This is a genomic window from Pseudorhodoferax sp. Leaf267, from assembly GCF_001422405.1.
Lineage (GTDB): Bacteria > Pseudomonadota > Gammaproteobacteria > Burkholderiales > Burkholderiaceae_C > Pseudorhodoferax.
This window is the reverse complement of the sequence record NZ_LMMV01000004.1, coordinates 137,133-160,883: the sequence shown is the minus strand read 5'-3', so window position 1 is coordinate 160,883 and position 23,751 is coordinate 137,133. Positions and strand designations below refer to the sequence as shown.

General features: G+C 69.0%; 26 protein-coding genes, 1 tRNA gene and 1 riboswitch. Of the genes, 15 read left to right on the top strand and 12 right to left on the bottom strand.

From position 1 onward, the window contains the following. The first annotated feature begins 32 nt into the window (after nt 1-32). Both mnmE and ASF43_RS09755 read left to right on the top strand, forming a co-directional pair. Nucleotides 33-1,412, top strand: coding sequence for a tRNA uridine-5-carboxymethylaminomethyl(34) synthesis GTPase MnmE (mnmE, locus tag ASF43_RS09760; protein WP_056179748.1), 1,380 nt, complete (start codon nt 33-35; stop codon nt 1,410-1,412). Nucleotides 1,413-1,433: 21 nt separating this feature from the next. Next, nucleotides 1,434-1,922, top strand: a complete 489-nt coding sequence (locus ASF43_RS09755) for a Crp/Fnr family transcriptional regulator (RefSeq protein ID WP_056179643.1) — start codon at nt 1,434-1,436, stop codon at nt 1,920-1,922. On the opposite strand, the gene ASF43_RS09750 is transcribed toward ASF43_RS09755, so the two are convergent. Next, nucleotides 1,923-3,908: a monovalent cation:proton antiporter-2 (CPA2) family protein gene (locus ASF43_RS09750; RefSeq protein ID WP_056179639.1), complete on the bottom strand. Its 1,986-nt coding sequence runs from the start codon at nt 3,906-3,908 to the stop codon at nt 1,923-1,925. A gap of 83 nt (nt 3,909-3,991) precedes the next feature. Between ASF43_RS09750 and ASF43_RS09745 the strand changes: the two genes are divergently transcribed. The 4 genes from ASF43_RS09745 to ASF43_RS09730 are packed head-to-tail and all read left to right on the top strand — an operon-like array spanning nt 3,992 to nt 6,967. Then, complete coding sequence (locus ASF43_RS09745) at nt 3,992-4,990, top strand: SIS domain-containing protein (protein WP_056179637.1); 999 nt, start codon at nt 3,992-3,994, stop codon at nt 4,988-4,990. Beyond that, the gene (locus ASF43_RS09740) at nt 4,990-5,565 is read left to right on the top strand and encodes an HAD family hydrolase (RefSeq protein WP_056179633.1); all 576 of its coding nucleotides are present in this window, start codon (nt 4,990-4,992) and stop codon (nt 5,563-5,565) included. Before ASF43_RS09745 ends, ASF43_RS09740 begins: the two co-directional genes overlap by 1 nt. A 2-nt stretch (nt 5,566-5,567) precedes the next feature. Beyond that, nucleotides 5,568-6,191, top strand: a complete 624-nt coding sequence (lptC, locus tag ASF43_RS09735; RefSeq protein WP_056179746.1) for an LPS export ABC transporter periplasmic protein LptC — start codon at nt 5,568-5,570, stop codon at nt 6,189-6,191. Next, a complete protein-coding gene (locus ASF43_RS09730) occupies nt 6,188-6,967 on the top strand; it encodes an SDR family oxidoreductase (RefSeq protein ID WP_056179631.1) in 780 nt (259 codons plus the stop codon). The genes lptC and ASF43_RS09730 overlap by 4 nt, the downstream gene beginning before the upstream one ends. Nucleotides 6,968-7,038: 71 nt before the next feature. On the opposite strand, the gene ASF43_RS09725 is transcribed toward ASF43_RS09730, so the two are convergent. Further along, a complete protein-coding gene (locus ASF43_RS09725; protein WP_056179628.1) occupies nt 7,039-7,554 on the bottom strand; it encodes an RNA-binding protein in 516 nt (171 codons plus the stop codon). Nucleotides 7,555-7,784: 230 nt separating this feature from the next. Continuing rightward, the gene (locus tag ASF43_RS09720; RefSeq protein ID WP_056179625.1) at nt 7,785-8,174 is read right to left on the bottom strand and encodes an RNA-binding protein; all 390 of its coding nucleotides are present in this window, start codon (nt 8,172-8,174) and stop codon (nt 7,785-7,787) included. A 237-nt stretch (nt 8,175-8,411) separates the two neighbouring features. Then, nucleotides 8,412-8,617: riboswitch (yybP-ykoY riboswitch) on the top strand. Between the two features lie 14 nt (nt 8,618-8,631). Between ASF43_RS09720 and ASF43_RS09715 the strand changes: the two genes are divergently transcribed. The 3 genes from ASF43_RS09715 (at nt 8,632) to metW (ending at nt 11,159) form a co-directional block, all read left to right on the top strand. Then, the gene (locus tag ASF43_RS09715) at nt 8,632-9,195 is read left to right on the top strand and encodes a TMEM165/GDT1 family protein (RefSeq protein WP_056179622.1); all 564 of its coding nucleotides are present in this window, start codon (nt 8,632-8,634) and stop codon (nt 9,193-9,195) included. A 135-nt stretch (nt 9,196-9,330) separates the two neighbouring features. Then, entirely contained in the window at nt 9,331-10,563 is a 1,233-nt protein-coding gene (locus ASF43_RS09710) for a homoserine O-acetyltransferase (RefSeq protein ID WP_056179620.1), read from the top strand. Beyond that, nucleotides 10,560-11,159: a methionine biosynthesis protein MetW gene (metW, locus tag ASF43_RS09705; RefSeq protein WP_056179618.1), complete on the top strand. Its 600-nt coding sequence runs from the start codon at nt 10,560-10,562 to the stop codon at nt 11,157-11,159. Before ASF43_RS09710 ends, metW begins: the two co-directional genes overlap by 4 nt. 43 nt (nt 11,160-11,202) lie before the next feature. Here the strand turns inward: metW and ASF43_RS09700 are convergent, their stop codons facing one another. Next, entirely contained in the window at nt 11,203-12,552 is a 1,350-nt protein-coding gene (locus tag ASF43_RS09700; RefSeq protein WP_056179742.1) for an aspartate aminotransferase family protein, read from the bottom strand. A gap of 96 nt (nt 12,553-12,648) precedes the next feature. Between ASF43_RS09700 and ASF43_RS09695 the strand changes: the two genes are divergently transcribed. Further along, nucleotides 12,649-13,587: a LysR family transcriptional regulator gene (locus ASF43_RS09695; RefSeq protein WP_056179617.1), complete on the top strand. Its 939-nt coding sequence runs from the start codon at nt 12,649-12,651 to the stop codon at nt 13,585-13,587. Here ASF43_RS09695 and ASF43_RS09690 read toward each other — a convergent pair. Further along, on the bottom strand, nt 13,581-13,799 hold the full coding sequence (locus ASF43_RS09690) for a SlyX family protein (protein WP_162241793.1): 219 nt from the start codon (nt 13,797-13,799) through the stop codon (nt 13,581-13,583). The genes ASF43_RS09695 and ASF43_RS09690 overlap by 7 nt on opposite strands. A 66-nt stretch (nt 13,800-13,865) precedes the next feature. Between ASF43_RS09690 and ASF43_RS09685 the strand changes: the two genes are divergently transcribed. The 4 genes from ASF43_RS09685 (at nt 13,866) to ASF43_RS09670 (ending at nt 15,543) form a co-directional block, all read left to right on the top strand. Then, nucleotides 13,866-13,941 (top strand) — tRNA-Ala (locus ASF43_RS09685). A gap of 52 nt (nt 13,942-13,993) precedes the next feature. Further along, a complete protein-coding gene (locus ASF43_RS09680; RefSeq protein ID WP_056179613.1) occupies nt 13,994-14,386 on the top strand; it encodes a DUF4148 domain-containing protein in 393 nt (130 codons plus the stop codon). A gap of 214 nt (nt 14,387-14,600) precedes the next feature. Beyond that, complete coding sequence (locus tag ASF43_RS09675) at nt 14,601-15,002, top strand: hypothetical protein (RefSeq protein WP_056179610.1); 402 nt, start codon at nt 14,601-14,603, stop codon at nt 15,000-15,002. 154 nt (nt 15,003-15,156) lie between these two features. Next, nucleotides 15,157-15,543, top strand: a complete 387-nt coding sequence (locus ASF43_RS09670; protein ID WP_056179608.1) for a response regulator — start codon at nt 15,157-15,159, stop codon at nt 15,541-15,543. A 20-nt stretch (nt 15,544-15,563) separates the two neighbouring features. Here ASF43_RS09670 and ASF43_RS09665 read toward each other — a convergent pair whose 3' ends face one another. Continuing rightward, the gene (locus ASF43_RS09665; protein WP_056179605.1) at nt 15,564-16,631 is read right to left on the bottom strand and encodes a PHB depolymerase family esterase; all 1,068 of its coding nucleotides are present in this window, start codon (nt 16,629-16,631) and stop codon (nt 15,564-15,566) included. Between the two features lie 112 nt (nt 16,632-16,743). Then, a complete protein-coding gene (locus ASF43_RS09660) occupies nt 16,744-17,622 on the bottom strand; it encodes a DMT family transporter (RefSeq protein WP_056179602.1) in 879 nt (292 codons plus the stop codon). 129 nt (nt 17,623-17,751) lie between these two features. Between ASF43_RS09660 and ASF43_RS09655 the strand changes: the two genes are divergently transcribed. Then, a complete protein-coding gene (locus ASF43_RS09655) occupies nt 17,752-17,967 on the top strand; it encodes a hypothetical protein (RefSeq protein WP_235578198.1) in 216 nt (71 codons plus the stop codon). A 9-nt stretch (nt 17,968-17,976) separates the two neighbouring features. Here the strand turns inward: ASF43_RS09655 and ASF43_RS09650 are convergent, their stop codons facing one another. From ASF43_RS09650 to ASF43_RS09630, 5 genes are read right to left on the bottom strand one after another with little or no spacing between them, the layout of a single operon-like run. Beyond that, nucleotides 17,977-19,629, bottom strand: coding sequence for an AMP-binding protein (locus tag ASF43_RS09650; protein WP_056179599.1), 1,653 nt, complete (start codon nt 19,627-19,629; stop codon nt 17,977-17,979). A 48-nt stretch (nt 19,630-19,677) separates the two neighbouring features. Continuing rightward, the gene (locus tag ASF43_RS09645; protein WP_056179596.1) at nt 19,678-20,739 is read right to left on the bottom strand and encodes an ABC transporter ATP-binding protein; all 1,062 of its coding nucleotides are present in this window, start codon (nt 20,737-20,739) and stop codon (nt 19,678-19,680) included. A 4-nt stretch (nt 20,740-20,743) separates the two neighbouring features. Beyond that, nucleotides 20,744-21,565, bottom strand: coding sequence for a carbohydrate ABC transporter permease (locus tag ASF43_RS09640; protein ID WP_056179593.1), 822 nt, complete (start codon nt 21,563-21,565; stop codon nt 20,744-20,746). Beyond that, a complete protein-coding gene (locus ASF43_RS09635) occupies nt 21,555-22,421 on the bottom strand; it encodes a carbohydrate ABC transporter permease (RefSeq protein ID WP_056179589.1) in 867 nt (288 codons plus the stop codon). Before ASF43_RS09635 ends, ASF43_RS09640 begins: the two co-directional genes overlap by 11 nt. A gap of 6 nt (nt 22,422-22,427) precedes the next feature. Further along, entirely contained in the window at nt 22,428-23,744 is a 1,317-nt protein-coding gene (locus ASF43_RS09630) for a sugar ABC transporter substrate-binding protein (RefSeq protein WP_056179587.1), read from the bottom strand. Nucleotides 23,745-23,751: the final 7 nt, after the last annotated feature.

The window sequence follows — 23,751 nt, the reverse complement described above, 5'->3', positions numbered from 1 at the left end:
CTCCCCAAGTGCTGGCCGGTAGGATGGCGGCCATGGTAGCCCCCCCGCACACCCCCATCGTGGCCATTGCCACCGCCCCTGGCCGCGGCGCGGTCGGCATAGTGCGCGTGTCCGGCGGCGACGTGTCCAGCATCGTGCAGGCCGTCTGCGGCCGCGCGCTGAAAGCCCGCGAGGCGACCTACCTGCCGTTCCGCGACGCCGACGGCCAGGCCATCGACCAGGGCCTGGCGCTGCATTTCCCGGCCCCGCACAGCTACACCGGCGAGGACGTGCTGGAGCTGCAGGCCCACGGCGGCCCCATCGTGCTGCAGCTGTTGCTGGCGCGCTGCCTGGAGGCCGGCGCCGGCATCGGCCTGCGGCCGGCCGAGCCCGGCGAGTTTACGCAGCGCGCCTTCCTGAACGACAAGCTCGACCTGGCCCAGGCCGAAGCCGTGGCCGACCTGATCGACGCCAGCACCGAGGCCGCGGCGCGCAGCGCCAGCCGTTCGCTGGCCGGCGAGTTCTCGCAGCAGATCGACGGCCTGCTGCAGCGCCTGATCCACCTGCGCATGCTGGTCGAGGCCACGCTGGACTTTCCCGAGGAAGACATCGACTTCCTGCGCAAGGCCGACGCCCAGGGCCAGCTCGACGGGCTGCAGCGCCAGCTCGACGCGGTGATGCAGCGCACGCGCCAGGGCGCGCTGCTGCGCGAGGGCATCACGGTCGTGATCGCGGGCCAGCCGAACGCGGGCAAGTCCTCGCTGCTCAATGCGCTGGCCGGCGCCGAGCTGGCCATCGTGACACCGATCGCCGGCACCACGCGCGACAAGGTCGTGCAGGCGATCCAGATCGAGGGCGTGCCGGTGCACGTGGTCGACACGGCCGGCCTGCGCGACAGCGACGACCCGGTCGAGCGCATCGGCATCGCACGCGCATGGGCCGAGATCGAGGGTGCGGACGCCGTGCTGTTCCTGCACGACCTGGTGCGCGCGCAGGACGCGCAGGCGCTGCAGGCGGACGCCGAGATCGCCGCCACGCTGGCGCAGCGCCTGCCGGCCGGCGTGCCTGTGCTGCATGTCTGGAACAAGCTCGACGCCGCGCCGGCACAGGCCGAGGCGCAGGTCGACGGCCTGCGCCTGTCGGCCAAGACCGGCGAGGGCCTGGCGGCCTTGCGCGCCGCGCTGCTGAAGATCGCGGGCTGGCAGTCGCTGCCCGAGGGCGTCTACCTGGCGCGCGCGCGTCACGTGCAATCGCTGACGCGCGTGCAGCGGCATCTGGCCGAGGTGGCCGCCCATCTGGTGGAGGGGTTGACGCTGGATCTCATGGCCGAGGAACTGCGGCTCGCGCAAAATGCCCTGAACGAAATCACGGGCGCCTTCGGGTCGGACGATCTGCTGGGCGTCATCTTCTCCCGGTTCTGCATCGGAAAGTAGCCGCCTCCTGGCCAGACCTCCATGAACGCCATGCCGCCTCCTGCCAGCTTCGACATCCAGCACCTGGTCGACGCCATCGCCCAGGCCCGCGTCGACGACCCGCTGCTGCTGCAGCTGACGCCGGCGCAATGGCTGGCGCTGGCCCCTTACCTGCAGCCGCTGGCGCTGTCTCCCGGGCAGATCCTGTTCAAGCAGGGCGCGGCCGACCGCACCCTGTACCTGATCGAGAGCGGCAACCTGAGCGTGCACTACGAGGACGAGCAGGGCGAGGTGCGCCTGGCCATCGTAGGCGCGGGCTCGGCCGTGGGCGAGGGCAGCTTCTTCTCGCGCGCACCGCGCAGCGCGACGGTGCAGGCCGGCATGCCGGCGCGCCTGTGGAACCTGTCGCCGATGCGCTTTCACGAGCTCAGCAACCGCCAGCCGGAACTGGCGCTGGCCGTGGCCATGGCAGCCGGCTCCGTGGTCGCCAAGCGGCTGACCAACCGGCGCCGCCGCGACGCGGTGACCTGATCAGCCCTTGAGCAGCTTGTCCTCGGCGCGGGCCAGCGCATCGGCCTTGCCCGAGAGCACGAGGGTGTCGCCGTCCTGCAGCAGCGCGTCGTCGCTCAGCGCCTCCTGCACGCCGCTTTGGCGGCGCAGCATGACTGCGCGCACCCCGATGGCATGCAGGGCCAGTTGGCCGACGGTCCTGCCCAGCGAACGCGCGCCGATGGTCAGCGAGACCGTGGCCAGGCGCTCCTGGTCCAGCTCGTCCAGGCCGTCGTCGTCCGCCCCCCGGAAGTAGCCGCGCAGCAGGTTGTAGCGCGCATCGCGCTGGTCCTGCACGACGCGGATCACGCGCCGCATCGGCACGCCGACCAGGGCCAGCGCATGGCTGGCCAGCATCAGCGAGCCCTCGATGGCCTCGGGCACGACCTCGGTCGCGCCGGCCTGTTGCAGCCGCTCCAGGTCGTGGTCGTCCTGCGTGCGCACGATCACGGGCACCTGCGGCGCGTGGCCGCGGATGTGGGCCAGCACCTTCAGCGCGCCGGGCACGTCCTGGTAGGTGATGACGACCGCGCTGGCGCGCGACAGGCCCGCGGCCATCAGCGCCTGCAGCCGGGCCGCGTCGCCGAACACCACCGAATCGCCGGCCGCGGCGGCCTGGCGCACGCGGTCCGGGTCCAGGTCCAGCGCCATGTAGGGAATGGACTCGCGCTCCAGCATGCGCGCCAGGTTCTGCCCGCTACGGCCGTAGCCGCAGATGATGACGTGCTTGTTCGCGTTGATGGAGCGGCGCGCGATGCTGGTCATCTGCAGCGACTGCTGCAGCCAGTCGCTGCTGACGAAGCGCGTGACGATGGCGTTGCTGTACATGACCATGAACGGCGTGGCCAGCATCGACAGGACCATGCTGGCCAGGATCGGGTTCAGCAGCGCGGGCGGGACCAGGCCACGGCTTTGCGCCAGCGCCAGCAGCACGAAGCCGAACTCCCCGGCCTGCGCCAGGTAGAGCCCGGTGCGCAGCGACACGCCCATGGACGCGCCCAGACCGCGCGCCAGGGCCGTGATCATCACCAGCTTGAATGCCACCGGGAGCGTGACCAGCAGCAGCACCAGGGGCCAGCGCTCCAGCACCAGGCGCCAGTCCAGCATCATGCCGATGGTGATGAAGAACAGGCCCAGCAGCACGTCGTGGAACGGGCGGATGTCGGTTTCCACCTGGTGCTTGTATTCGGTCTCCGAGATCAGCATGCCTGCGATGAAGGCGCCCAGCGCCAGGCTCAGCCCGGCCAGCTCGGTCAGCCAGGCCAGGCCCAGCGTGATCAGCAGCAGGTTCAGCACGAACAGCTCTTCGCTCTTGCGCCGCGCCACCAGCGTGAGCCACCAGCGCATGATCTTCTGGCCGCCCACCAGCAGCAGCGTGATCAGCGCGGCGGCCTTCAGCGCCGCCAGGCCCAGCGCGTAGAGCAGCGTCTCGGCCGATGCGCCCAGCGCCGGGATGATGACCAGCAGCGGCACCACGGCCAGGTCCTGGAACAGCAGCACGCCCATCACGCGCTTGCCGTGCTCGGACTCCATCTCCAGCCGCTCGGCCATCAGCTTGATCACGATGGCCGTGCTGCTCATCGCCAGCGCACCGGACAGCGCCAGCGCGGTCTGCCACGGCAGGCCCCACCAGCTGGGCGCCACGGCCGCCAGCGCCAGCGAGAACGCGGTGGCGGCCAGGATGGTTAGCACCACCTGGAACAGGCCCAGGCCGAACACATGGCGGCGCATCGCACGCAGCTTGGGCAGGCTGAACTCCAGCCCGATCACGAACATCAGGAACACCACGCCGAACTCGCCCAGGTGCTTCACGCTCTCCGAGTTCTGCGCCAGCGCCAGCGCGTTCGGCCCGATCAGCACGCCGACCGCCAGGTAGCCCAGCATGGGCGGCAGCTTGAGCGAACGGAACACCACCACGCCGGTCACCGCTGCAAGCAGATAGATCAGCGTGAGTTCGAGCGAAGACATGCGCGGATGCTAGCGTGCGTGGCCCTTGCGGCGGCCGGAATTCGCAACCGTGCGCCACGAGGGGCATCGATAGAATCCGCCGCATGACGCAACCGCCCGGGCCACCGACGCCCCTCGATGCGGCGCAGGTGATCCACCAGGCGCGGCTCACTCTGGACATCGAAGCCGAAGCCATCCTGGGCATGAAGAGCCGCATCGGCGACGGCTTCGTGCGTGCCGTGCAACGCATCCTCGTGCTACCTGGCCGCGTGGTCGTGATGGGCATGGGAAAAAGCGGCCACGTGGGCCGCAAGATCGCGGCCACGCTGGCCTCCACCGGCACGCCGGCCCTGTTCGTGCACCCCGGCGAGGCCAGCCATGGCGATCTGGGCATGGTCACGGCGCAGGACCTCGTCATGGCCATCTCCAACAGCGGCGAGAGCGCCGAGCTCAACCTGATCCTGCCCGTGCTCAAGCGCCAGGGCGTGCCGCTGATCGCCATCACCGGTGGCCTCGAATCCACACTGGCGCGGCACGCGGACGAGGTGCTGGACAGCGGCGTGGAAAAGGAAGCCTGCCCGCTGAACCTGGCGCCCACGGCCAGCAGCACGGCGCAACTGGTCATGGGCGATGCGCTGGCCGTTGCGCTGCTGGAGCTGCGTGGCTTCAAGGCCGAAGACTTCGCGCGCTCGCACCCCGGTGGCGCGCTGGGCCGACGCCTGCTGACGCATGTGGCCGACGTGATGCGCAGCGGTGCCGACATCCCCGCCATCGGCCCGGCCACGCCGTTGGCCGAGATGATGCGCGAGATGAGCGCCAAGGGCGGCCTGGCCGCCATCGTCGACGAGGCGCAGCGCGTGCTGGGCGTGTTCACCGACGGCGACCTGCGCCGCCTGGTGGAGAAAGGCGCCGACCTGCGCGCCGTGCGCGCCGAAGACGTGATGCACCGCCAGCCGCGGCGCATACGGCCCGATGCGCTCGCGGTCGAGGCCGTCGAGCTGATGGAGCAGCACCGCATCACCGCGGTCCTGGTGGTCGATGCCGCCGGCACGCTGGTCGGCGTGGTCCACATCGGCGACCTGATGCGCGCCAAGGTCATCTGATGGCGTCCGCACCTGCCTTGCAACACCCGCCTGCGCTGCTGCTGCGCGCGCAGCCCGTGCGCGTGGCGTTCTTCGACGTGGACGGCGTGCTGACCGACGGCAGCCTGTACATCTCCGAGCTGCCGGCCGGCGACCCGCGCGGCACGGCCGAGGTCTTCAAGCGCTTCCACACGCTGGACGGCTTCGGCCTGAAGCTGCTGCGGGCCGCCGGCATCACGCCGGCCGTGGTCACGGGCCGCGACTCGGTGGCGTTGCGCGCGCGGCTGCAGGCGCTGGGCGTGGTGCATGCGCGCTTCGGCACCGAAGACAAGCGCCCCGCCGCGCAGGCCATCCTGGACGAACTGGGCCTCGGCTGGCACCAGGCCGCCGCGATCGGCGACGACTGGCCTGACCTGCCGGTGCTCACGCGCTGCGCACTGGCCTGCGCGCCGCCGCAGGCCCAGGCCGAGGTTCTGGCCGCCGCGCACTACGTGACGACCCTGGCCGGCGGCCACGGCGCCGCGCGGGAGTTCTGCGACCTGCTGCTGGTGGCCAGCGGGCGCTACGCCGATCTGCTGGCGGAGTACCACCGTTGAAACTGCTCGCCACATTGCGTGACGGCTGGGATCGTTTCTCGATCTACCTGCCGGTGCTGCTCATGGCGCTGCTGGCGCTGGGCACCTACTGGCTGGTGCGCAACGCGCCGACCATGGTCACCCCCCACAGCGAGCGGCCGGTCGACCACGACCCCGACTACTTCATGCGCGACTTCTCGGTCAAGACATTCGATGCGAGCGGCCGGCTCAAAACCGAGATCCAGGGCGAGCAGGCCTGGCACTTCCCCGACACCGACACGCTGGAGATCGACAAGGCCCGCATCCGCTCGCTGAACGAGCAGGGGCATGTCACGCTGTCCACCGCCAACCGTGCGCTGTCCAACGCCGACGGTTCCGAAGTCCAGCTCTTCGGCAACGCCATCGTGGTGCGCGAGTCCGTGACCGACAAGTCGGGCCGCGTGCTGCCGCGCATGGAGCTGCGCAGCGAGTTCCTGCATGCGTTCTCCAACGTGGAGCGCGTGCGCACGCACCTCCCCGTGGTCATGACACGCGGCAGCGACCGTTTCACGGGCGACCGCATGGATTACGACAACCTCGACCGGCTGATGCAGCTCGACGGCCGGGTCCGCGGCATGGTGACCGCGCGGCCGGCCGCAACCCGATGAGCACCAGGCTCGCGTTCATCACCGGTGCGTCCAGCGGCATCGGCCAGGCGCTGGCGCTGCGCTACTACCAGGCGGGTTACGCGCTCGCGCTCGTCGCGCGCCGCACCGCGCAGATCGAGGACTGGCGCGCCGCCAATGGCCTGGACGCGCAGCGCGTCGGCATCTACGAGGCCGACGTCGCCGTGCCCGACAGCATCGTCGCCGCAGCGCAGGCCAGCATCGCGCGCCAGGGCCTGGCCGACGTGGTGATCGCCAACGCCGGCATCAGCATCGGCATGGACACGGCCATGCGCGAAGACATCGCCGTCATGGCCCGCATCTTCGCGGTCAACAACGTGGGCATGGCCGCCACCTTCCACCCCTTCGTGCAGGCCATGCGCGAACGGCGCAGCGGCACGCTGGTGGGCATCGCCAGCGTGGCCGGCATCCGCGGCCTGCCGGGCCATGGCGGCTATTGCGCGAGCAAGGCCGGCGTGATCGGCTACTGCGAAAGCCTGCGCGGCGAGCTGCGTCCGGATGGCGTGCAGGTCGTGACGCTGTGCCCGGGCTATATCGACACGCCGCTTACGCGCAAGAACCGCTACGCCATGCCGTTCCTGATGCCGGCCACCGCGTTTGCCGACAAGGCCTTCGACGCGATCGAGGCCGGCGTGCGCTACCGCACGATCCCGTGGCAGATGGGCGTCGTGGCCAAGCTCATGCGCGCGCTGCCCAATGCCTGGTTCGACCGCCTGCTGGTCGGGCGCTCGCGCAAGCCGCGGCAGACCGAGTCCTGAGAACAGGCGGGCAACAAAAAAGGCTCCCTAGGAGCCTTTTTCATTGTCGCGCGAGGCGCGGAGCACAGGGCTCAGTAGCCGCCGCGGCCACCGCCGCCGCCATTGCCACCACCACCGCCGCGCGGGCCGGAGCCGTACGGGCTGCGGAAACCGCCGTCGCTGCCGCCACCGCCGCTGCGGCCACCGCCACCACCGTAGCCGCCACCACCGCCGCTGCGACCACCGCCGCCGCCGTAGCCGCCGCCACCACCGCCGCCGTAGCCGCCACCACCGCCGCCGCCATAACCGCCGCCACCACCACCGTAGCCGCCGCCACCACCGCTACGGGGGGGACGTGCTTCCATGGGGCGCGCTTCGTTCACCACGCAGCTGCGGCCGCCCAGCGACTGACCGTTCATGCCGTTGATGGCCGCCTGCGCTTCCGCGTCGCTGCCCATTTCCACGAAGCCGAAGCCCTTGGACCGGCCCGTGTCGCGCTCCATCATGACCTTGGCGCTGGTCACGGTGCCGAACTGGCTGAAGGATTGCTCCAGATCGCTATCGCGAACCGAGTAAGGCAGGTTGCCGACGTACAGTTTGTTGCCCATTCAAGGGACTCCTCAAAAACACATTGAAAAAGCGATGGAGTCCCGAAAACGCAATCTGCAGAACTCAAGGACGCGAAACTGACCGACACCGCAAGGTGCGCAGGCCATAGGCCCACGCCCGCACATCATATGCCGTCAGGTCGAAAAGAAACACAAATAGTCAAACAATTTTCCATGACCTGCGACCGAATGTGTTGTAAGCACGCACGGCTTGTGTTCCTGCTCCGCGCTCAGTAGCTGCTGCGGCCGCCACCACCGCCATAGCCACCACCGCCATAGCCGCTGCCACCGCCGCCGCCATAACCGCCACCGCCACCGTAGTTGCCGCCACCACCGCCGCCGCCGTAGCCGCCCGAACGAGGCGCGCGTGGCTCCATCGGACGTGCTTCGTTGACCACCAGCGCGCGGCCGCCCACGCTCTGGCCGTTCATGCCGGCGATGGCAGCCTGGGCTTCGGCGTCACTGCCCATTTCCACGAAACCGAAACCCTTGGAGCGCCCGGTGTCGCGCTCCATCATGACCTTGGCGCTGTTGATGCTGCCGTAGGCGCTGAAGGCCTGGTGCATGTCATCGTCACGGAAGGAATAGGGCAGGTTGCCCACATACAGTTTGTTGCCCACGAGGCACTCCTAGAGAAAACGCACAACGCGATGGAGCCTTTGTGCCGCAATCCGCTTATCCCTGGAGACCCTGCAGACCCGAACCCGACCAATCACCGCACACGATTGCGCCGCGCCAGGCGCGACGGGCGCCAATTATCAGACTACCTGCGCGAATTTTGAGCTATTTGTACTAAGGAAAAACGCGGAGACTGCGCGAAACGCCAGCGCCGGTGCGAATGGCCCAGTGGGTACACTCCCGGGCTGTCTTTGGGGAGTAGCCACCCTTCGATCCGCGAAAGGGACCTGCGTCAACAGACTTGTCCGCGCCACGCCATGTGGCCGACATGGCGTAGGTGACTCACCCGGTGTCTGCATGGCACCGGTGATTCAAGCGAGACCAATGACTGCGCAAGCCTTTCGTGCCGGGAGGGTTGGCGCGGTCAATGGTGTCCGTATCCCGGCTGGAGCTCGTTCCTTGGAAGCCTTTCTCATCTCCACCGGTATCGTCGCGCTCGCCGAAATGGGCGACAAGACGCAATTGCTCGCCCTGGTGCTGGCCGCCCGGTTCCGCAAGCCCTGGCCCATCGTGGCCGGCATCCTGGTCGCCACGCTGGCCAACCACGCCGCGGCCGGTGCCGTCGGCGCCTGGATCCAGACGCAAATGGGGCCCTCGCTGCTGCGCATCGTTCTCGGCATCTCCTTCCTCGCGATGGCCGGCTGGATGCTGATCCCCGACAAGCTGGACGACGACGAGGCCGACAAGGCGCCGCGCTTCGGCGTCTTCGGCACCACGCTCGTGCTGTTCTTCCTGGCCGAGATCGGCGATAAGACGCAGATCGCCACCGTCATGCTGGCCGCGCGCTACGAGGCCGGGCTGGCCTGGGTCGTGGGCGGCACCACGCTGGGCATGATGCTGGCCAACGCGCCCGTGGTCTGGCTGGGCGAGAAGGTCACCAAGCTCGTGCCGATCCGCGCCGTGCACATCGTCTCGGCCGTCGTCTTCGCGGGCCTGGGCATCGCCGCGCTGATCAGTGCGTAGCTATACTGCCCGCCTGCGCCGATTTGTTCCATATTGCGGGCGCCGGAACCCTGGAGTTCCGAAGTACAGCTAAACGAGGACGCCCCACCCGGCTTCGCGTTGAGCGAGCCGGGTTTTTTGTTGTCTGAAGCGTCCATGCCCTTGATTGCCCCTTTGATCGCGGTGCCCCAATCGATGCCCTTCGCGGCCCCGCTGCCGCTGCAAAGCGGCGCGTCCATCCGCGACTACGCGCTGAGCTACGAGACCCACGGCCAGCTCAACGCCGACAAGAGCAACGCCGTGCTGATCTGCCACGCGCTGAACGCCTCGCACCACGTGGCCGGCGTGTACGAGGGCGACCCCAAGTCCGAGGGCTGGTGGGACAACATGATCGGCCCCGGCAAGCCCGTGGACACCGACCGCTTCTTCGTGATCGGCGTGAACAACCTGGGCTCGTGCTTTGGCTCCACCGGCCCCATGCACACCAACCCGGACACCGGCCGCGTCTACGGCGCCGACTTCCCGGTCGTCACGGTGGAGGACTGGGTCGACGCGCAGGCCCGCCTGCTCGACGCCATGGGCATCCGCCAACTGGCCGCCGTGATGGGCGGCAGCCTGGGCGGCATGCAGGCCCTGTGCTGGAGCCTGCGCTTTCCCGAGCGCGTGCGCCACGCCGTGGTGGTGGCCAGCGCGCCCAACCTCACGGCCGAGAACATCGCGTTCAACGAAGTGGCGCGCCGCGCCATCGTGACCGACCCCGACTTCCACGGCGGCCACTTCTACGCGCAGGGCGTGATCCCCAAGCGCGGCCTGCGCATCGCCCGCATGATCGGCCACATCACCTACCTCAGCGACGACGTGATGAACGAGAAGTTCGGGCGCCAGCTGCGCGAAGGCATCGACCTGCGTGTTCCGCCGCAGGGCCGCCCCAAGGCGGAACGCGCCCCCTCGGGGGGCAGCGGGGACACGCCAGTGCCGAGCGTGGGGGCCTACAAATATTCCACGCAGGACATCGAGTTCCAGATCGAAAGCTACCTGCGCTACCAGGGCGACAAGTTCAGCGAGTACTTCGACGCCAACACCTATCTGCTGATCACGCGCGCGCTCGACTACTTCGACCCCGCCCGCGCGCACGGCGGCAGCCTGGCCCGCGCGCTGGCCCAGGTGCAGGCCAAGTTTTTGCTCGTGAGCTTCACCACCGACTGGCGCTTCGCCCCCGCGCGCAGCCGCGAGATCGTGCAGGCCCTGCTCGACAACAAGCGCCAGCTCAGCTACGCGGAGATCGACGCGCCGCACGGCCACGACGCCTTTTTGCTCGACGACGCGCGCTACATGAACGTGGTGCGCGCCTACTTCGAGCGCATCGCCGCGGAAGGATTGGCCGCATGACCGACCAAGCCACCATGGAAACCATCGCCCGCCTGGTGCCGCAGGGCGCGCGCGTGCTCGACCTGGGCTGCGGCGACGGCGCGCTGCTGGCGCACCTGCAGGCCACGCGCGGCTGCACCGGCTACGGCATCGAGATCGCCGACGCCAACGTGCTGGCCTGCGTGCGGCGCGGCGTGGACGTGATCCAGCTCAATCTGGAAGCGGGCTTGGCCATGTTCGACGACGCCAGCTTCGACGTGGTGCTGCAGATCGACACTTTGCAGCACCTGCGCAATGCCGAAACCATGCTGCGCGAGACCGCGCGCGTGGGCCGCACCGGCATCGTGGCCTTCCCCAACTTTGCGCATTGGCCGAACCGGCTCTCGGTGCTGCGTGGCCGCATGCCCGTCACGCGGCGCCTGCCCTACCAGTGGTACGACACGCCCAACATCCGCGTCGGCACCTTCAAGGACTTCGAGGCGCTGGCACGCAAGAACGGTCTGCAGATCCTGGACGCCTTCGGCCTGCAGGCAGGGCTGGAAATCCGTGCACTGCCCAACGTGCGGGCCTCCACCGCCTTGTTCCGCTTCCAGCGCGGCAACGGCGCGGCAGCATAGAAAAAGGGGCCGCGAGGCCCCTTGGTCATCGGCGCAACGGCGCTCAGGCCGTCGCCGTCAGCGCGTCGTTCACGGCATTGACCATGCGGTCGATCTCCGCCTTCTCGCTGATGAAGGGCGGCGCCATCTGGATCGTGTCGCCGCCGTAGCGCACATAGAAGCCGGCCTTCCAGCAGTGCATTGCGATCTCGTAGGGCCGGCGCGCAGGCTCGCCCGGCACGGCCGCGATCGTGAGGCCTGCGGCCAGGCCGATGTTGCGGATGTCGGTCACGTGCCTGGCGCCCTTGAGGCTGTGCACCGCGTTCTCGAAATGCGGCGCCAGCGTCTTCACGCGGCCGATGCCGTCCTCGGCCTGCAGCAGCTCCAGCGCGGCCAGCCCGGCCGCGCAGGCCACGGGGTGGGCCGAGTAGGTGTAGCCATGCGGGAACTCCACCATGTACTCGGGGCCGCCGGCCGCCATGAAGGTCTCGTAGATCTCACGCGTGGCGATCACCGCGCCCAGCGGCTGCGTGCCGTTGGTCACCTGCTTGGCGACGTTCATGATGTCCGGCGTCACGCCGAACGCCTCGGCGCCCGTCATCGCCCCGCAGCGGCCGAAGCCCGTGATGACCTCATCGAAGATCAGCAGGATGTTGTTTGCAGTGCAGATGTCGCGCAGCCGCTTGAGGTAGCCGCGGGGCGGTACCACCACGCCGGCCGAGCCCGAGAACGGCTCCACGATCACCGCCGCGATCGTCGAGGCATCGTGCAGCGCGATCATGTCCAGCAGCCGGTCGGCCAGCTCGGCGCCATGCTCGGGCATGCCGCGGCTGAACGCGTTGCCGGCCAGTTGCGTGTGCGGCAGATGGTCGGCCTCGATCGTCTGGCCGAAGGCCTTGCGGTTGCCCACCATGCCGCCCACCGAGATGCCGCCGAAGTTGACGCCGTGGTAGCCCTTTTCGCGGCCGATCAGCCGCGTCTTGCCGGCCTGGCCCTTGGTGCGCCAGTAGGCGCGCGCCATCTTCAGAGAGGTGTCGGCTGCCTCCGAGCCCGAGCCCGTGAAGAACACGTAGTCCAGCCCGGCCGGCGTCAGTTCCTTGAGCTTGTTGGCCAGCGCGAACGAGCCCGGGTGGCCGAACTGGAAGGCCGGCGCGTAGTCCAGCCTGGCGATCTGCTTGCTCACCGCCTCGGTGATCTCGGCCCGGCCGTGGCCCAGGCCCGTGCACCACAGGCCCGACAGCCCGTCGAAGATCTTGCGGCCTTCCACATCGGTGAAGTAGGCGCCCTTGGCCTCCACCACCATGCGCGGGTCGGCCTTGAAGTTGCGGTTGCCGGAGAACGGCATCCAGTGCGCCTCCAGCCAGGCGGCGTCGGTGCGGGTGGTCGCGGCGGGCGTGGCGGTCAGCACGGTCATGGTGGTTTCCTTCGGCGAAATGGACACAAGCTCGCCATTGTTCGAGCGCCTGCACAGTTGGACAATGCCGGCATATCAATCTTCACTTGACGATCCATGCAAGTAACGCTGTCCCGTGAACGGGCCCTGCTGGGCCAGCTCGACGACATGGACCTGCGCCTGTTGCGCGTGTTCCGCAGCGTCGTGCAGTGTGGCGGCATGACGGCGGCCGAGCTGGAGCTGAACATCGGCACCTCCACCATCAGCCGGCACGTGAAGGACCTGGAGACCCGGCTCGGCCTGGTGCTGTGCCGGCGCGGCCGGGCCGGCTTCGCGCTGACCGAGGAAGGCCAGCGTGTCTACGCCGAGACGCAGCAGTTGCTGGCCTCGGTCGATGCGTTTCGCAGCGGCATCGACGACATCCACGGCCGCATGGGCGGCACGCTGGAGCTGGCGCTGTTCGACAAGACCGCCACCAACCCGGCCGCCCACATCGACGAGGCCATCGCGCTGTTCTGCGAGCGCGCACCCGAGGTCACGCCCAGCCTGCATGTGGCGTCCATCAACGAGATCGAGCGCGGCGTGATCGACGGCCGCTTCGCGCTGGGCATCATCCCCGCGCACCGTGCCTCGCGCAGCCTGCGCTACACCGAGCTGTTCGGCGAGACCATGCTGCTGTACTGCGGCCGGCGCCATGCCCTCTTCGGCGCCGACCACGCCGGCCTCACCTGGGCGCGCCTTCGCCAGCACCCGTTCGCCGGCCTGGGCTACCACTCGCCCAACATGGAGCTGAGCCACCGCGAGCAGCTGGTGCGCCGCGCCTCGGGCTTCGACCAGGAAGCGATCGCCACGCTGGTGCTGTCGGGCCGTTTCCTGGGCTTTCTGCCCGACCACTACGCGGCCGGCTTCGCGGCCCAGGGCCTGCTCCAGGCCGTGGCGCCGGAGCGCTTCTCATACGCCTGCCAGTTCGTCAGCCTGCTGCGCCGCGCGCCCCAACCCTCACGCGCTGCGATGCTGCTGCAGCAGTGCCTGGTGGCAGCGCACCAGGCTCAGTAGTGCGGCGGCAGTTCGTCGAGCAGGTTGCGCCCGGGCGCGGCGCCGGGCTCGGGCAGGCGCTCGCGCAGCAGGGCCAGTTGCTGCAGCAGGTTGTCGATCTGCTGCTGCTGGCGGTAGACGGTCATGTTCAACTGGTCCAGCAGGTCTTCGGCATCGAAGGCCTTCAGTTCCAGCGTGTCCAGTCGTCGCAGCACGGGGTCTTCTTCGTCCATGGCCGGCATTGGACACCATGGCGCTGGCGCTGCCTGGGGAGCAGTCCTAGAATTTCGCTCGCGTGTGGGGGGGTAGCTCAGCTGGGAGAGCGCCGCGTTCGCAATGCGGAGGTCGGGAGTTCGATCCTCCTCCTCTCCACCATCGAAGCCGGCCGGATCGAGGGCCAGCGCGGCACTGCTTCCCGTCCTACGCGATGGCACGTTTCCTGATCACCCGCAGGCCTGTACGCGGGCGTAGCTTTGCGCATTGCCAGAACCTGGAGGCCATCATGCAGACAAGATCCTTCGCCACCGCCCTGATCGCAGCCGTCGGTTGCATCGCGGCCACCGGCTTCGCCGGCGACAACAAGACGGGTGAGGTCGGCTATGTCCCAGAACCCCCGGCCGCATCGTCCAGCACCTTGAGCCGCGCCGATGTGCAACAAAACGCGCGCCAGGCGGTGCGTAACTTCAACCTCCCGTCCACCGCGGAGGGGCGGGACGTGGGCGCCCCGAGCCCGACAAGAAGCAATCTGACCCGCGCGCAGGTGCGCGAGGGGGCAAGGTCGGCCGTCAAGGAAAGCCGCTTCTTCGGCGGCAGCGTCTGAACGCACGGCTGCCTGCTGCCCAGGGCCATCGTGCAGCCAGGATGTCGCGGGCTGCTACGGGACTGTAGACATGCAGCGGCGGCCTATCGGTGCAATGCGCGGCGTCCTACTGTGTGCGGTGCGCCCCCGGCGCACAGTGGCGCTGCCGGTGCAGCCCGCCAGCCTGTGCGGTACGCCGACATCTTCGCAACTGTCAACGCTTCAAGGAGACACCATGAAAAAGCAGCTTCTCTGGATCGCACTGGCTGGCAGCCTCTTCGCCACGACCGGCGCCAGCGCGATGACCAAGGACGAGTACAGCGCCGCCAAGGACAAGATTTCGGCTGACTACAAGGCCGCCAAGGCCCGGTGCGACGCACTGGCCAGCAATGCCAAGGATGTGTGTGAGAAGGAAGCCAAGGGGACGGAGAACGTTGCCAAGGCCGAACTGGAGCAACAGTACAAGCCGTCGGCTGGCCACGCCAAGAAGGTGGCCGAGGCCAAGGCCGAGATGACCTACGAGGTCGCCAAGGAAAAATGCGACGACATGTCGGGCGACGCCAAGAGCGCGTGTGTCAAGCAGGCCAAGGCGCAGCATGACGGCGCCAAGGCCGAAATCAAGCGCATGAAGGGCTGAGCCCGCGCCACCCACATGAGCCGCCCGCGGGCGGCTTTCTCGTGCCCGGGGGTGCTGGCGACCAAGCGCCCGGCATCGAGAGGGCGCACTGTCCTACCCCAGCCCGCGTCGATGGCGGCGGAGCTGCGGCCTGGATCGGGGCCAGCATCCTGGCATGGAGCCGTCGTCCAACCCCCATGCCGCCTTCCTCGTCGAAGACAGCGCCCTGATCCGCGAGAACCTCATCCTGGCCATGGCCGAGGTGGCGGACACGCAGGTCGTGGCCTGCGCCGAATCCGAGGCCGAGGCCTCGACATGGCTGCGCCAGCATCCACACGATTGGCAGCTGGCCGTCATCGACATGTTTCTCAAGGAGGGCACGGGCCTGGGTGTGCTGCGCAGCTGCCATGACCGGGGCCCACGCCAGCGCGCCGTGGTGCTGACCAATTACGCCGACGTGGACATCCGCGCCCAATGCCTGGCGTTGGGGGCCGATGCGGTGTTCGACAAGTCCACCGAGCTGGACGCCTTCCTCGACTTCTGCGGCGCCGCCTCTGCCTGAGCGCCGCTTGCAGGCTCGGCCTATGCAGTCCGCGCGAACTGCCGCTGCACGAAGGCCCAGATCAGCCGCGAGGCATCCGGCCCCTGCGGGTCGCTGTAGCTCTGGGACGCCGTGCCGCCGCTCCAGGCATGGCCCAGTTTCGGGATCTGCACCAAGGTCGCGACGGTGCGGCCACGTACGCGGTAATCGGTGACCAGCATCGGATGGCGCTGGCCGCGCTGCACCGTGCGCGCCGGCCTTGGCCGTGCGCCCGCCGCCTCGGCCCAGGCATTGACCGCCGCCTCGGCATTGCCGGGCGTCACCACGCGGTCGGCCCCGCCGTGCACCACCAGCAGCGCCGGCCAGTGCGCAGCCATGGCCACGGCATCGGCCTCCAGCGGCTTGGTATTGCCGTGGCCGTACATGGCCGACAGCGCCCCCAGCCCCGAGCGCGCCGTGCCGGGCGGCACGCCCGAGTGCATGGCCACGGCCTGGAAGCGGTCCGGGTAGCGCGTGACCACCAGTGCGGCCATGCTGGCGCCGGCCGACAGCCCGGCAATCGCCACGCGCGTGCGGTCCGCGCCGTACAGGCAGGCCTGGTCGATGGCCCGCATGATCAACGCCGCCTCGGCGTGGCCGCGGCCGTTGCGTGTGTCGAACCAGTTCCAGCAGCCGTTCACGTTGGCCAGCCGGTCCTGCTCGGGGTAGAGCACGGCAAAGCCCTCACGCGCGGCCAGCTGGTGCATGCGCGTGCTGGCCACGAAGTCCTCGGCGTTCTGGTCGCAGCCATGCAGCATGACCATCAGCGGCACCTGCTCGCCCAATCGGCGCCCCGGCGGCACGAAGAGCCGGAAGCGCCGCGTGCCGCCGCCCGTGATGGCCCGGCCGCTGGTCCAGCGGCCATCGGCGGCGGAAGGGGGCACCAGCGCCTTGGCCAGCGGCGCGCTGCGCGCGAACGGGGCCAACGGCGCCTGGGCCCGGGCAGCAGGCTTGGGCTTGGCTTTGGCGCTGGCCTTGCGCTTCTTGGGCTTGGCCGGGGGGGTGAGCAGGGGCACGAGGCTGCTCGTGAACAGCCGGGTCAGGGTTCTGAGGGTCTTGCGTTGGAGCATGGGCGTGGGCACGGAGTGCGCCCGAAGGGGAGGGCCAGTATGGACCACTCGCATGACCGGCGCTTGGCCGGGCCTTGCATGCAGGCCGCGTGCCAGCTGCGGCTGTGCCGCATCAGGGCCGCTCGCGCGCGGTCGACGCCAACGCGATGCCCGCCAGCACCGCCACCAGGCCCAGCACCAAATTCCAGCGCAGCGGCTCGTCCAGCACCCAGGCGCCCACGAGCGCGGCCGTGACCGGGTTCACCGTGACCGACACCGCCACCAGCGTGGGGCCGGTGCGCCCCAGGGCCCAGGCCCACAGGAAGAAGCCGATGGCCCCGCCGAACACGCCCAGGTAGCCGATCGCCAGCCACTGCGCGGTGCCGAACTGCGCCACCGGCGCGAAGCTGCCGCGTGCCAGGGCCAGCGGCAGCAGCCCCAGCACGCCCACCGCCATCGCCGCCACCGTGAACGTGACCGGCCCGGCGCGGCGGATCACCGGGCGCGACCAGACGCTGTAGCAGGCCATGCACAGGGCCGCGGCCAGCATCAGGAGATCGCCGCGCCACGCGCCCGGCGGCGCCGTGGACAGACCGGTCAGCAAGGCGGCGGCCACGCCGGCCATGGCGATCAGTACGCCCGTGGTCTTGCGCGCGTTGAGCCGCTCCACGCCCAATGCGGCGGCTACGGCCATGGTCAACAGCGGCAGGGCCGACAACGCCAGCGCGCCGCGCGCAGCCGTCGTGTAGCGCAGCGAGGCGTTGAACAGCAGCGGAAACAGAGCGAAGAACAGCAACCCCAGGCCTGCCGTGGCCGGCCAGTCGCGCCGTGACGGCCAGGCGGCCTTACCCAGCAGCGCCAGCGGTGCCAGCAACAGCACGCCGATGCCGAAACGGAAAACGCCCACGGCCAGCGGGTCCAGCACGCCCGCCAGGTAGCGCGTGGCGCCCACGGCCGCGCCGCCCAGTGCGCTGGACAGCATCGCCGCGGCCATGCCGGCCATCTCACCCATGTGTGCCTCCGTGCTGGTGTGTCACCGCATGCTACGGCCGCTGCGTCTTGCGCCCGAATCGGCCTTCTCCTACGCGCGGCCTGCACCGATCGGGCGCAAGGTAGGCCCATCGCAACTGAAGGAGCCACGATGTCCAAGCAACCCTCTTCCACCCGCAGCGACTTGGACGGCGACGCCCAGGCCAAGGCGCGTGGCAAGGTCGCCAATGACCGCAATGCCCCCACGCCCGAAGGCGCGACGCAGATCCACCAATCGCAGCGTTCACCGGCCAGCCGCAGCGACCGCGAATCGCAGGTCGGCTCGGGCAACCAGAACCGCAGCCGCCAGGGCAGCGGCGGGCGCTGATCGCGCCGCCTACTGCCCGCGCAGCTCGCGCCGCAGCACCTTGCCCACGGCGGACTTGGGCAGTGCCTCGATGAAGCGCACCGAGCGCGGCAGCTTGTACGCCGTGAGGTTGTCCCGGCAATGCGCAAGCACAATCGCCTCGTCCAGCGTGGCGCCCGGTAGCCGCACCACGAACAGGCGCACGGCTTCGCCGGTCTTCTCGTCCGGCACGCCGATGCAGGCGCATTCGGCAACGCCTGTGCAGGCCGAGGCCACGGCCTCGATCTCGTTCGGGTAGACGTTGAAGCCCGAGACCAGGATCATGTCCTTCTTGCGGTCCACGATCTTGAGGAACCCGCGCGCATCGAACTGGCCCACGTCGCCGGTCTTGAAGTAGCCGTCGGCCGTGAACGCCTGGGCATTGGCCTGCGGCTTCTCCCAATAGCCGCGCATCACGTGCGGGCCTTTCACGCAGACCTCGCCGGCCTCGCCCAGCGCCACCTCATGGCCGTCGTCATCCAGCAGCTTCACGTCGCTGGACGGCAACGGCAGGCCTGTCGTTCCATTGAACTCCTGTACGGCAGCCGGATTGAAGGTGACGATGGGGCTGGTCTCCGACAGGCCGTAGCCTTCGCGGATGAAATGCCCGGTGATCGCCTGCCAGCGCTCCGACACGGCCGGCACGATGGCCGAGCCGCCGCCGGCCACCAGGCGCAGGCGCGACCAGTCCACCTGGCGCAAGTCAGGGTGCTGCGTCAGGCCGGCGTACAAGGTGTTGACGCCGGTGACCACGGTGGGCCGCGCCTGGCGCAGCAGCGCGACGAAGGCGTTCATGTCGCGCGGGTTGGGCACCAGCCAGTTCTCCGCGCCGATGCTGAAGTAGCTGATGAAGTTCACCATCAGCGCGAAGATGTGGTACAGCGGAATGGCCGTGACGACCACCTCCTCGCCCGGCCGCCGCGCCGACGGCATGAACAGCGCGAACTGCGCGCAGTTGGCCAGCAGGTTGCCGTGCGACAGCGACGCGCCCTTGGACAGGCCGGTCGTGCCCCCCGTGTACTGCAGGAAGATCAGGTCGTCCGGGCCGGTGGCCACGCTCTGGAAGCGGGGCAGCGCAGCGCCGGCGGCCAGCGCTGCGCCGAAACTGACCACCTCGCAGCCCGGGGCCGCGAGCAGGCCGGCGTCCACCGGCGGGTCCTGCGGCGTGGGCTCCGTGCCCAGGCCAAAGCCTGCTGCCAGCACCGTGCGCACCGGTGTGTTCGCCAGCACCTGGGCCAGCGTGGGCGTGGCGCCGTTGAAGACCACCATCAGGCGCGCGCCCGCGTCCTGCAGTTGGTGCTCCAGCTCGCGCGGCGTGTACAGCGGGTTCACGTTCACCTGCACCGCGCCGGCCCGCAGGATGCCCAGCAGCGCGATCGGGAAGGCCAGGACGTTGGGTGTCATCACCGCGATGCGGTCGCCGCGCTGCACGCCGCGCGACTGCAGCCAGGCCGCGAACGCAGCCGACAGCGCATCCACCTGCGCGTAGCGAAGGGGCTGGCCGGCGAAGCGCAGGGCCGGCCGGTCGGCATGCGTGCGCATCGCCTCTTCGAGCATGGCCGTGACGCTGGCGTGCTGTGCGGGCGCGATCTCGGCCGGGATGCCGTAGGCGCGGTAGCTGGCGAGCCAGGGGCGTTCTTGCATGGTGGGTCTCCGCTGAGGAACTCTGAGTGGTGCCAGTCTCTCGATCGCTCAACGCAGGCGCTGCTGCGTGCCTGCGTCGAACAGGTGCACCTGCTCCGGTGCGATGGCCAGGCTGATCGCATCGCCCGGCTTCACGAGCAGCCGGTCGTGCACCAGGGCCTGCAGCGGCTGGCCCGCGGCCTCGCAGGCCAGCAGCGTGTCGGCGCCGCTGAATTCCACCACCTTGACCTCGCAGCCGATCCCGGAGTGGCCGGCGCGCTGCACGCGCAGGTGCTCGGGGCGTAGGCCCAGCAGCACCTGCTGGCCGTCCTGCACGCCCTGGAGCGCCGGCAACGCCACGGCGCCGCCCACCGTATTGGCGCTGCCGTTCTGCACCACGGCCGGCAGCAGGTTCATCGACGGCGAGCCGATGAAGGTCGCCACGAAGGCGTTGCCCGGCCGGTCGTACAGCTCCACCGGCGTGCCGATCTGCTCGACCTTGCCATCGCGCAGCACCACGATGCGGTCGGCCATGGTCATGGCCTCCACCTGGTCGTGCGTGACGTAGATCGAGGTGGTCTTCAGGCGCTGGTGCAGCGCGCGGATCTCGGTGCGCATCTGCACGCGCAGCTTGGCGTCGAGGTTGGACAGCGGCTCGTCGAACAGGAAGACCTTGGGGTCGCGCACCATCGCGCGCCCCATGGCCACGCGCTGGCGCTGGCCGCCCGAGAGCTGCTTGGGCAGCCGGTCCAGCAGCTGGTCCAGGCCCAGCATGCGCGCCGCGCCGGCCACCTTGGCGCCGATGGCATCGGCCGCCTGGCCCGCGATCATGAGGCCGAAGCCCATGTTCTCGCGCACGCTCATGTGCGGGTACAGCGCATAGGTCTGGAACACCATGGACACCTCGCGCTGCTTGGGCGGCAGGTCGTTGACCACCGTGTCGGCGATGCGGATCTCGCCCGTGGTCGGCGCGTCCAGCCCCGCGATCATGCGCAGCAGCGTGGACTTGCCGCAGCCGCTGGGGCCGACGAACACCGCGAACTCGCCGTCGCCAATCGCGATGTCCACGCCCTTGATGACCTGCGTCTCCGCGAAGGATTTGGTGATGCCCGAAAGCGTGACTGAAGCCATTTCTTTATCCGCCCTTGACGCCGCCGGCTGTGAGCCCGCCGACGATCTCTTTCTGAATCACCAGCGTCAGCACCAGCACCGGCAGCGTGACCAGCAGCGCCGCGGCCGCCAGCGGCCCCCAGGCGATCTGCTCGAACGTCAGCACGTTGTAGATGGCCACCGGCAGCGTGCGCGTCTCGCGCCCGGCCAGCACCGCGCCGAAGATGAAGTTGTTCCACGAGAAGATGAAGGCCAGGATGGCCGCCACCGTGATGCCCGGCCGCGCCAGCGGCAGCGCGATGTAGCGAAAGCGCTGCCAAGGCGAGCAGCCGTCCATGAGGCCGGCCTCGTCCAGCTCGTGCGGCAGCGTCTCGAAGTAGCCCGCCACGATGTAGACCATGATGGGCACGGTGATCACCAGATGCGTGATCACCACCGGCGCCAGCGTGCCCGTGAGCCCCAGCGCCTGGAACAGGCTGAACAGCGGGATCAGGAAGCTGATGGCCGGCGTCATGCGCGCGATCAGGATGGTGAGCAGCAGCTTCTTCGCCTTGAGCCGCGCGATGCCGTAGCCGGCCGGCACGCCGATGAGCAGCGCGACCAGCGTGGCCAGGCCCGACACGATCACGCTGTTGATGAAGTACTGGAAGAACGGCCCGCTGTCGAACACCTTGCGGAAGTTGTCCAGCGTGGGCGGGCTGGGGATGAACACCGGCGGGTAGGCCAGGTTGTCCACCTCGTTCTTGAACGCCAGCGACAGCATCCATAAAAAGAAGCCGATGGCGGGCGAGACGAGCAGGAAGACGCACAGCGCCAGCAGCGCCTTGTCGATGAGCTTACGCGTCATAGCGGGACCGTTCCTTGAGCCAGAAGAGCAAGAGGCTCAGGCCCACCACGAGCACGAAGAACACCACCACCACGCTGGAGGCCTTGCCGATCTGGTAGAACGAAAACGCCTGCAGGTACAGGTAGATGTTGATGGTCTCCGACGAGGTGCCCGGCCCGCCCTGCGTGATCACGTAGATGGTGTCGAAGGTCTTGAGCGCATCGATCAGCCGCACCACGGCGGCCACCATGATGAAGGGCATGAGCAGCGGCAGCGTCACGTAGCGCAGCGTCTGCCAGCGTGTCGCGCCTTCCATGTGCGCGGCCTCGAACGGGTCGGTCGGCAGCGAGGCCAGGCCGCCCAGCACGATGAGCATCACGAGCGGCGTCCACTGCCAGATGTCCACCAGCACCAGGCAGGGAATGGCCAGCATCGGCGAGTACACCCATTCGCTGGGCGGGATGCCGACCAGCGACAGCAGGTAGTTCAGCACGCCCTGCTGCGGGTGGAACATCATGACCCACACCAGCGCAATGGCCACGGGCGTGGCCATCATCGGCAGTACGAAGGCGCCGCGCCAGAAGCCGCGGCCCGCGAACTTCTGGTTGAAGACGAGCGCCGCCGCCGTGCCCAGCACCAGCGGCGCGATCACGGCCAGCGCGGTGAACACCAGCGTGTGGACGATGGACCAGAGAAAGCGCGTGTTCGTCGCCAGCTCGGCATAGTTGGCCAGCCCCACGAACCTGGAGGCCGAGCCGATCTTCCAGTCGAACAGGCTCATCCACAGCGTGAACAGCCAGGGGAACACGATCACGGCCACCACCACCAGCACGGCGGGCAGGATGAACCAGAGGAAGGGGGAGACGCGAGGGCGCAATGCAGTTCAGCCTTCGGCCTTCGCCAGCACCGGCGCGAACTCGGCTGTCGCTTTCTTCAGCTCGGCCGCCACGTCGCCCCCCGTCAGCATGTTGTTCAGCGCAATGCCGAACACATCGCGAAACTCCGTCACCGGCTCGATGATGGGCAAGCCCGGCTTGGCGATCCGCAGCGACTCTGCCACAGCGCTGAGCCACGCGGCCGGCACCTTGAGGTTGGCGATGGCCTCCTTGTCCGCGTAGGCCGACAGCCGCACCGGCGCACCCGAGCCCGTGGCCAGCATGCGCGCCTGCATGGCCTTGCTGGTGGCCCACACGATGTAGAGGAAGGCCGCCTCCTTCTTCTTGGAATACGACGACACGCCGATGCCATCGCCGAACGTGGCCGACACCTGGGCCTTGGGGCCGGGCGGCATCACGCCGTAGCCCACCTTGCCCACCACCTTGGACTTGCTCGCGTCCTCCAGCGGCGGCGCGAAGCCCGAGCCGTCGATCCACATCGCGGCCTTGCCCTGCAGGAACAGGCTCTGCGATTCGTTCCAGTTGTAGCCCGCGATACCGGCCGGGCCGGTGGTCTTGAGCAGGTCGCGGTACAGCGTGGCCGACGCGATGGCCTCGGGCGTCTCGGTGGCCAGCTTGCCGTTGGCATCGAAGAACTGCCCGCCCCAGCCCAAAAAGAAACCCGTCCACAGCGGCACGTTGGCGTTCTTCAGGCCGCGGCCCACGAAGCCGGCGACGCCGTTCGCCGGGTCGTGCAGCTTCTTCGCCGCCTCCAGGATCTCGGCATAGGTCTTGGGGTAGGCCACGCCCTTGGCCGCGAACAGATCCTTGTTCCAGTACAGGATCCACGGGTCCAGGTTCAGCGGCAGGCTGTCGATGCGGCCGTCGCTCTGCGTGGCGTAGAACATGCCGCCGGCCGAGTAGTCCTTCTGGTCGAAATCCGGCGGCGCGGCACTGGCGAACATCGGCCGCAGGTCCTCCATCCACTTGCCCTTGGCGAACTGGCGTTTCTGCACGTGGTAGCTCAGATGCACCACGTCGAAGCTGGTGCGGCCCGAGTTGAACTCGATCACCGTCTTCTGGCGCGACTGCTGCTCGGGCATCTGCTCGGCCCCCACCTTGATGCCGGTGAGATCCTCGAACTCCTTCTGGTGCCGCTGCAGCAGCTCACCGCGCGGGCTCTTGATCAGGTGCACCTCCAGCGTCTGGCCGGCGTAGCGCTTCCAGTCGAAGTTGCCTTGCGCGAAGGCGGGCAGGGTCGCGAGGGCGGTGGCACCGGCAGCGGCTTGCAGCAGCTCGCGGCGCTTGAAGTTCGAAGCGGTCATGATGGTC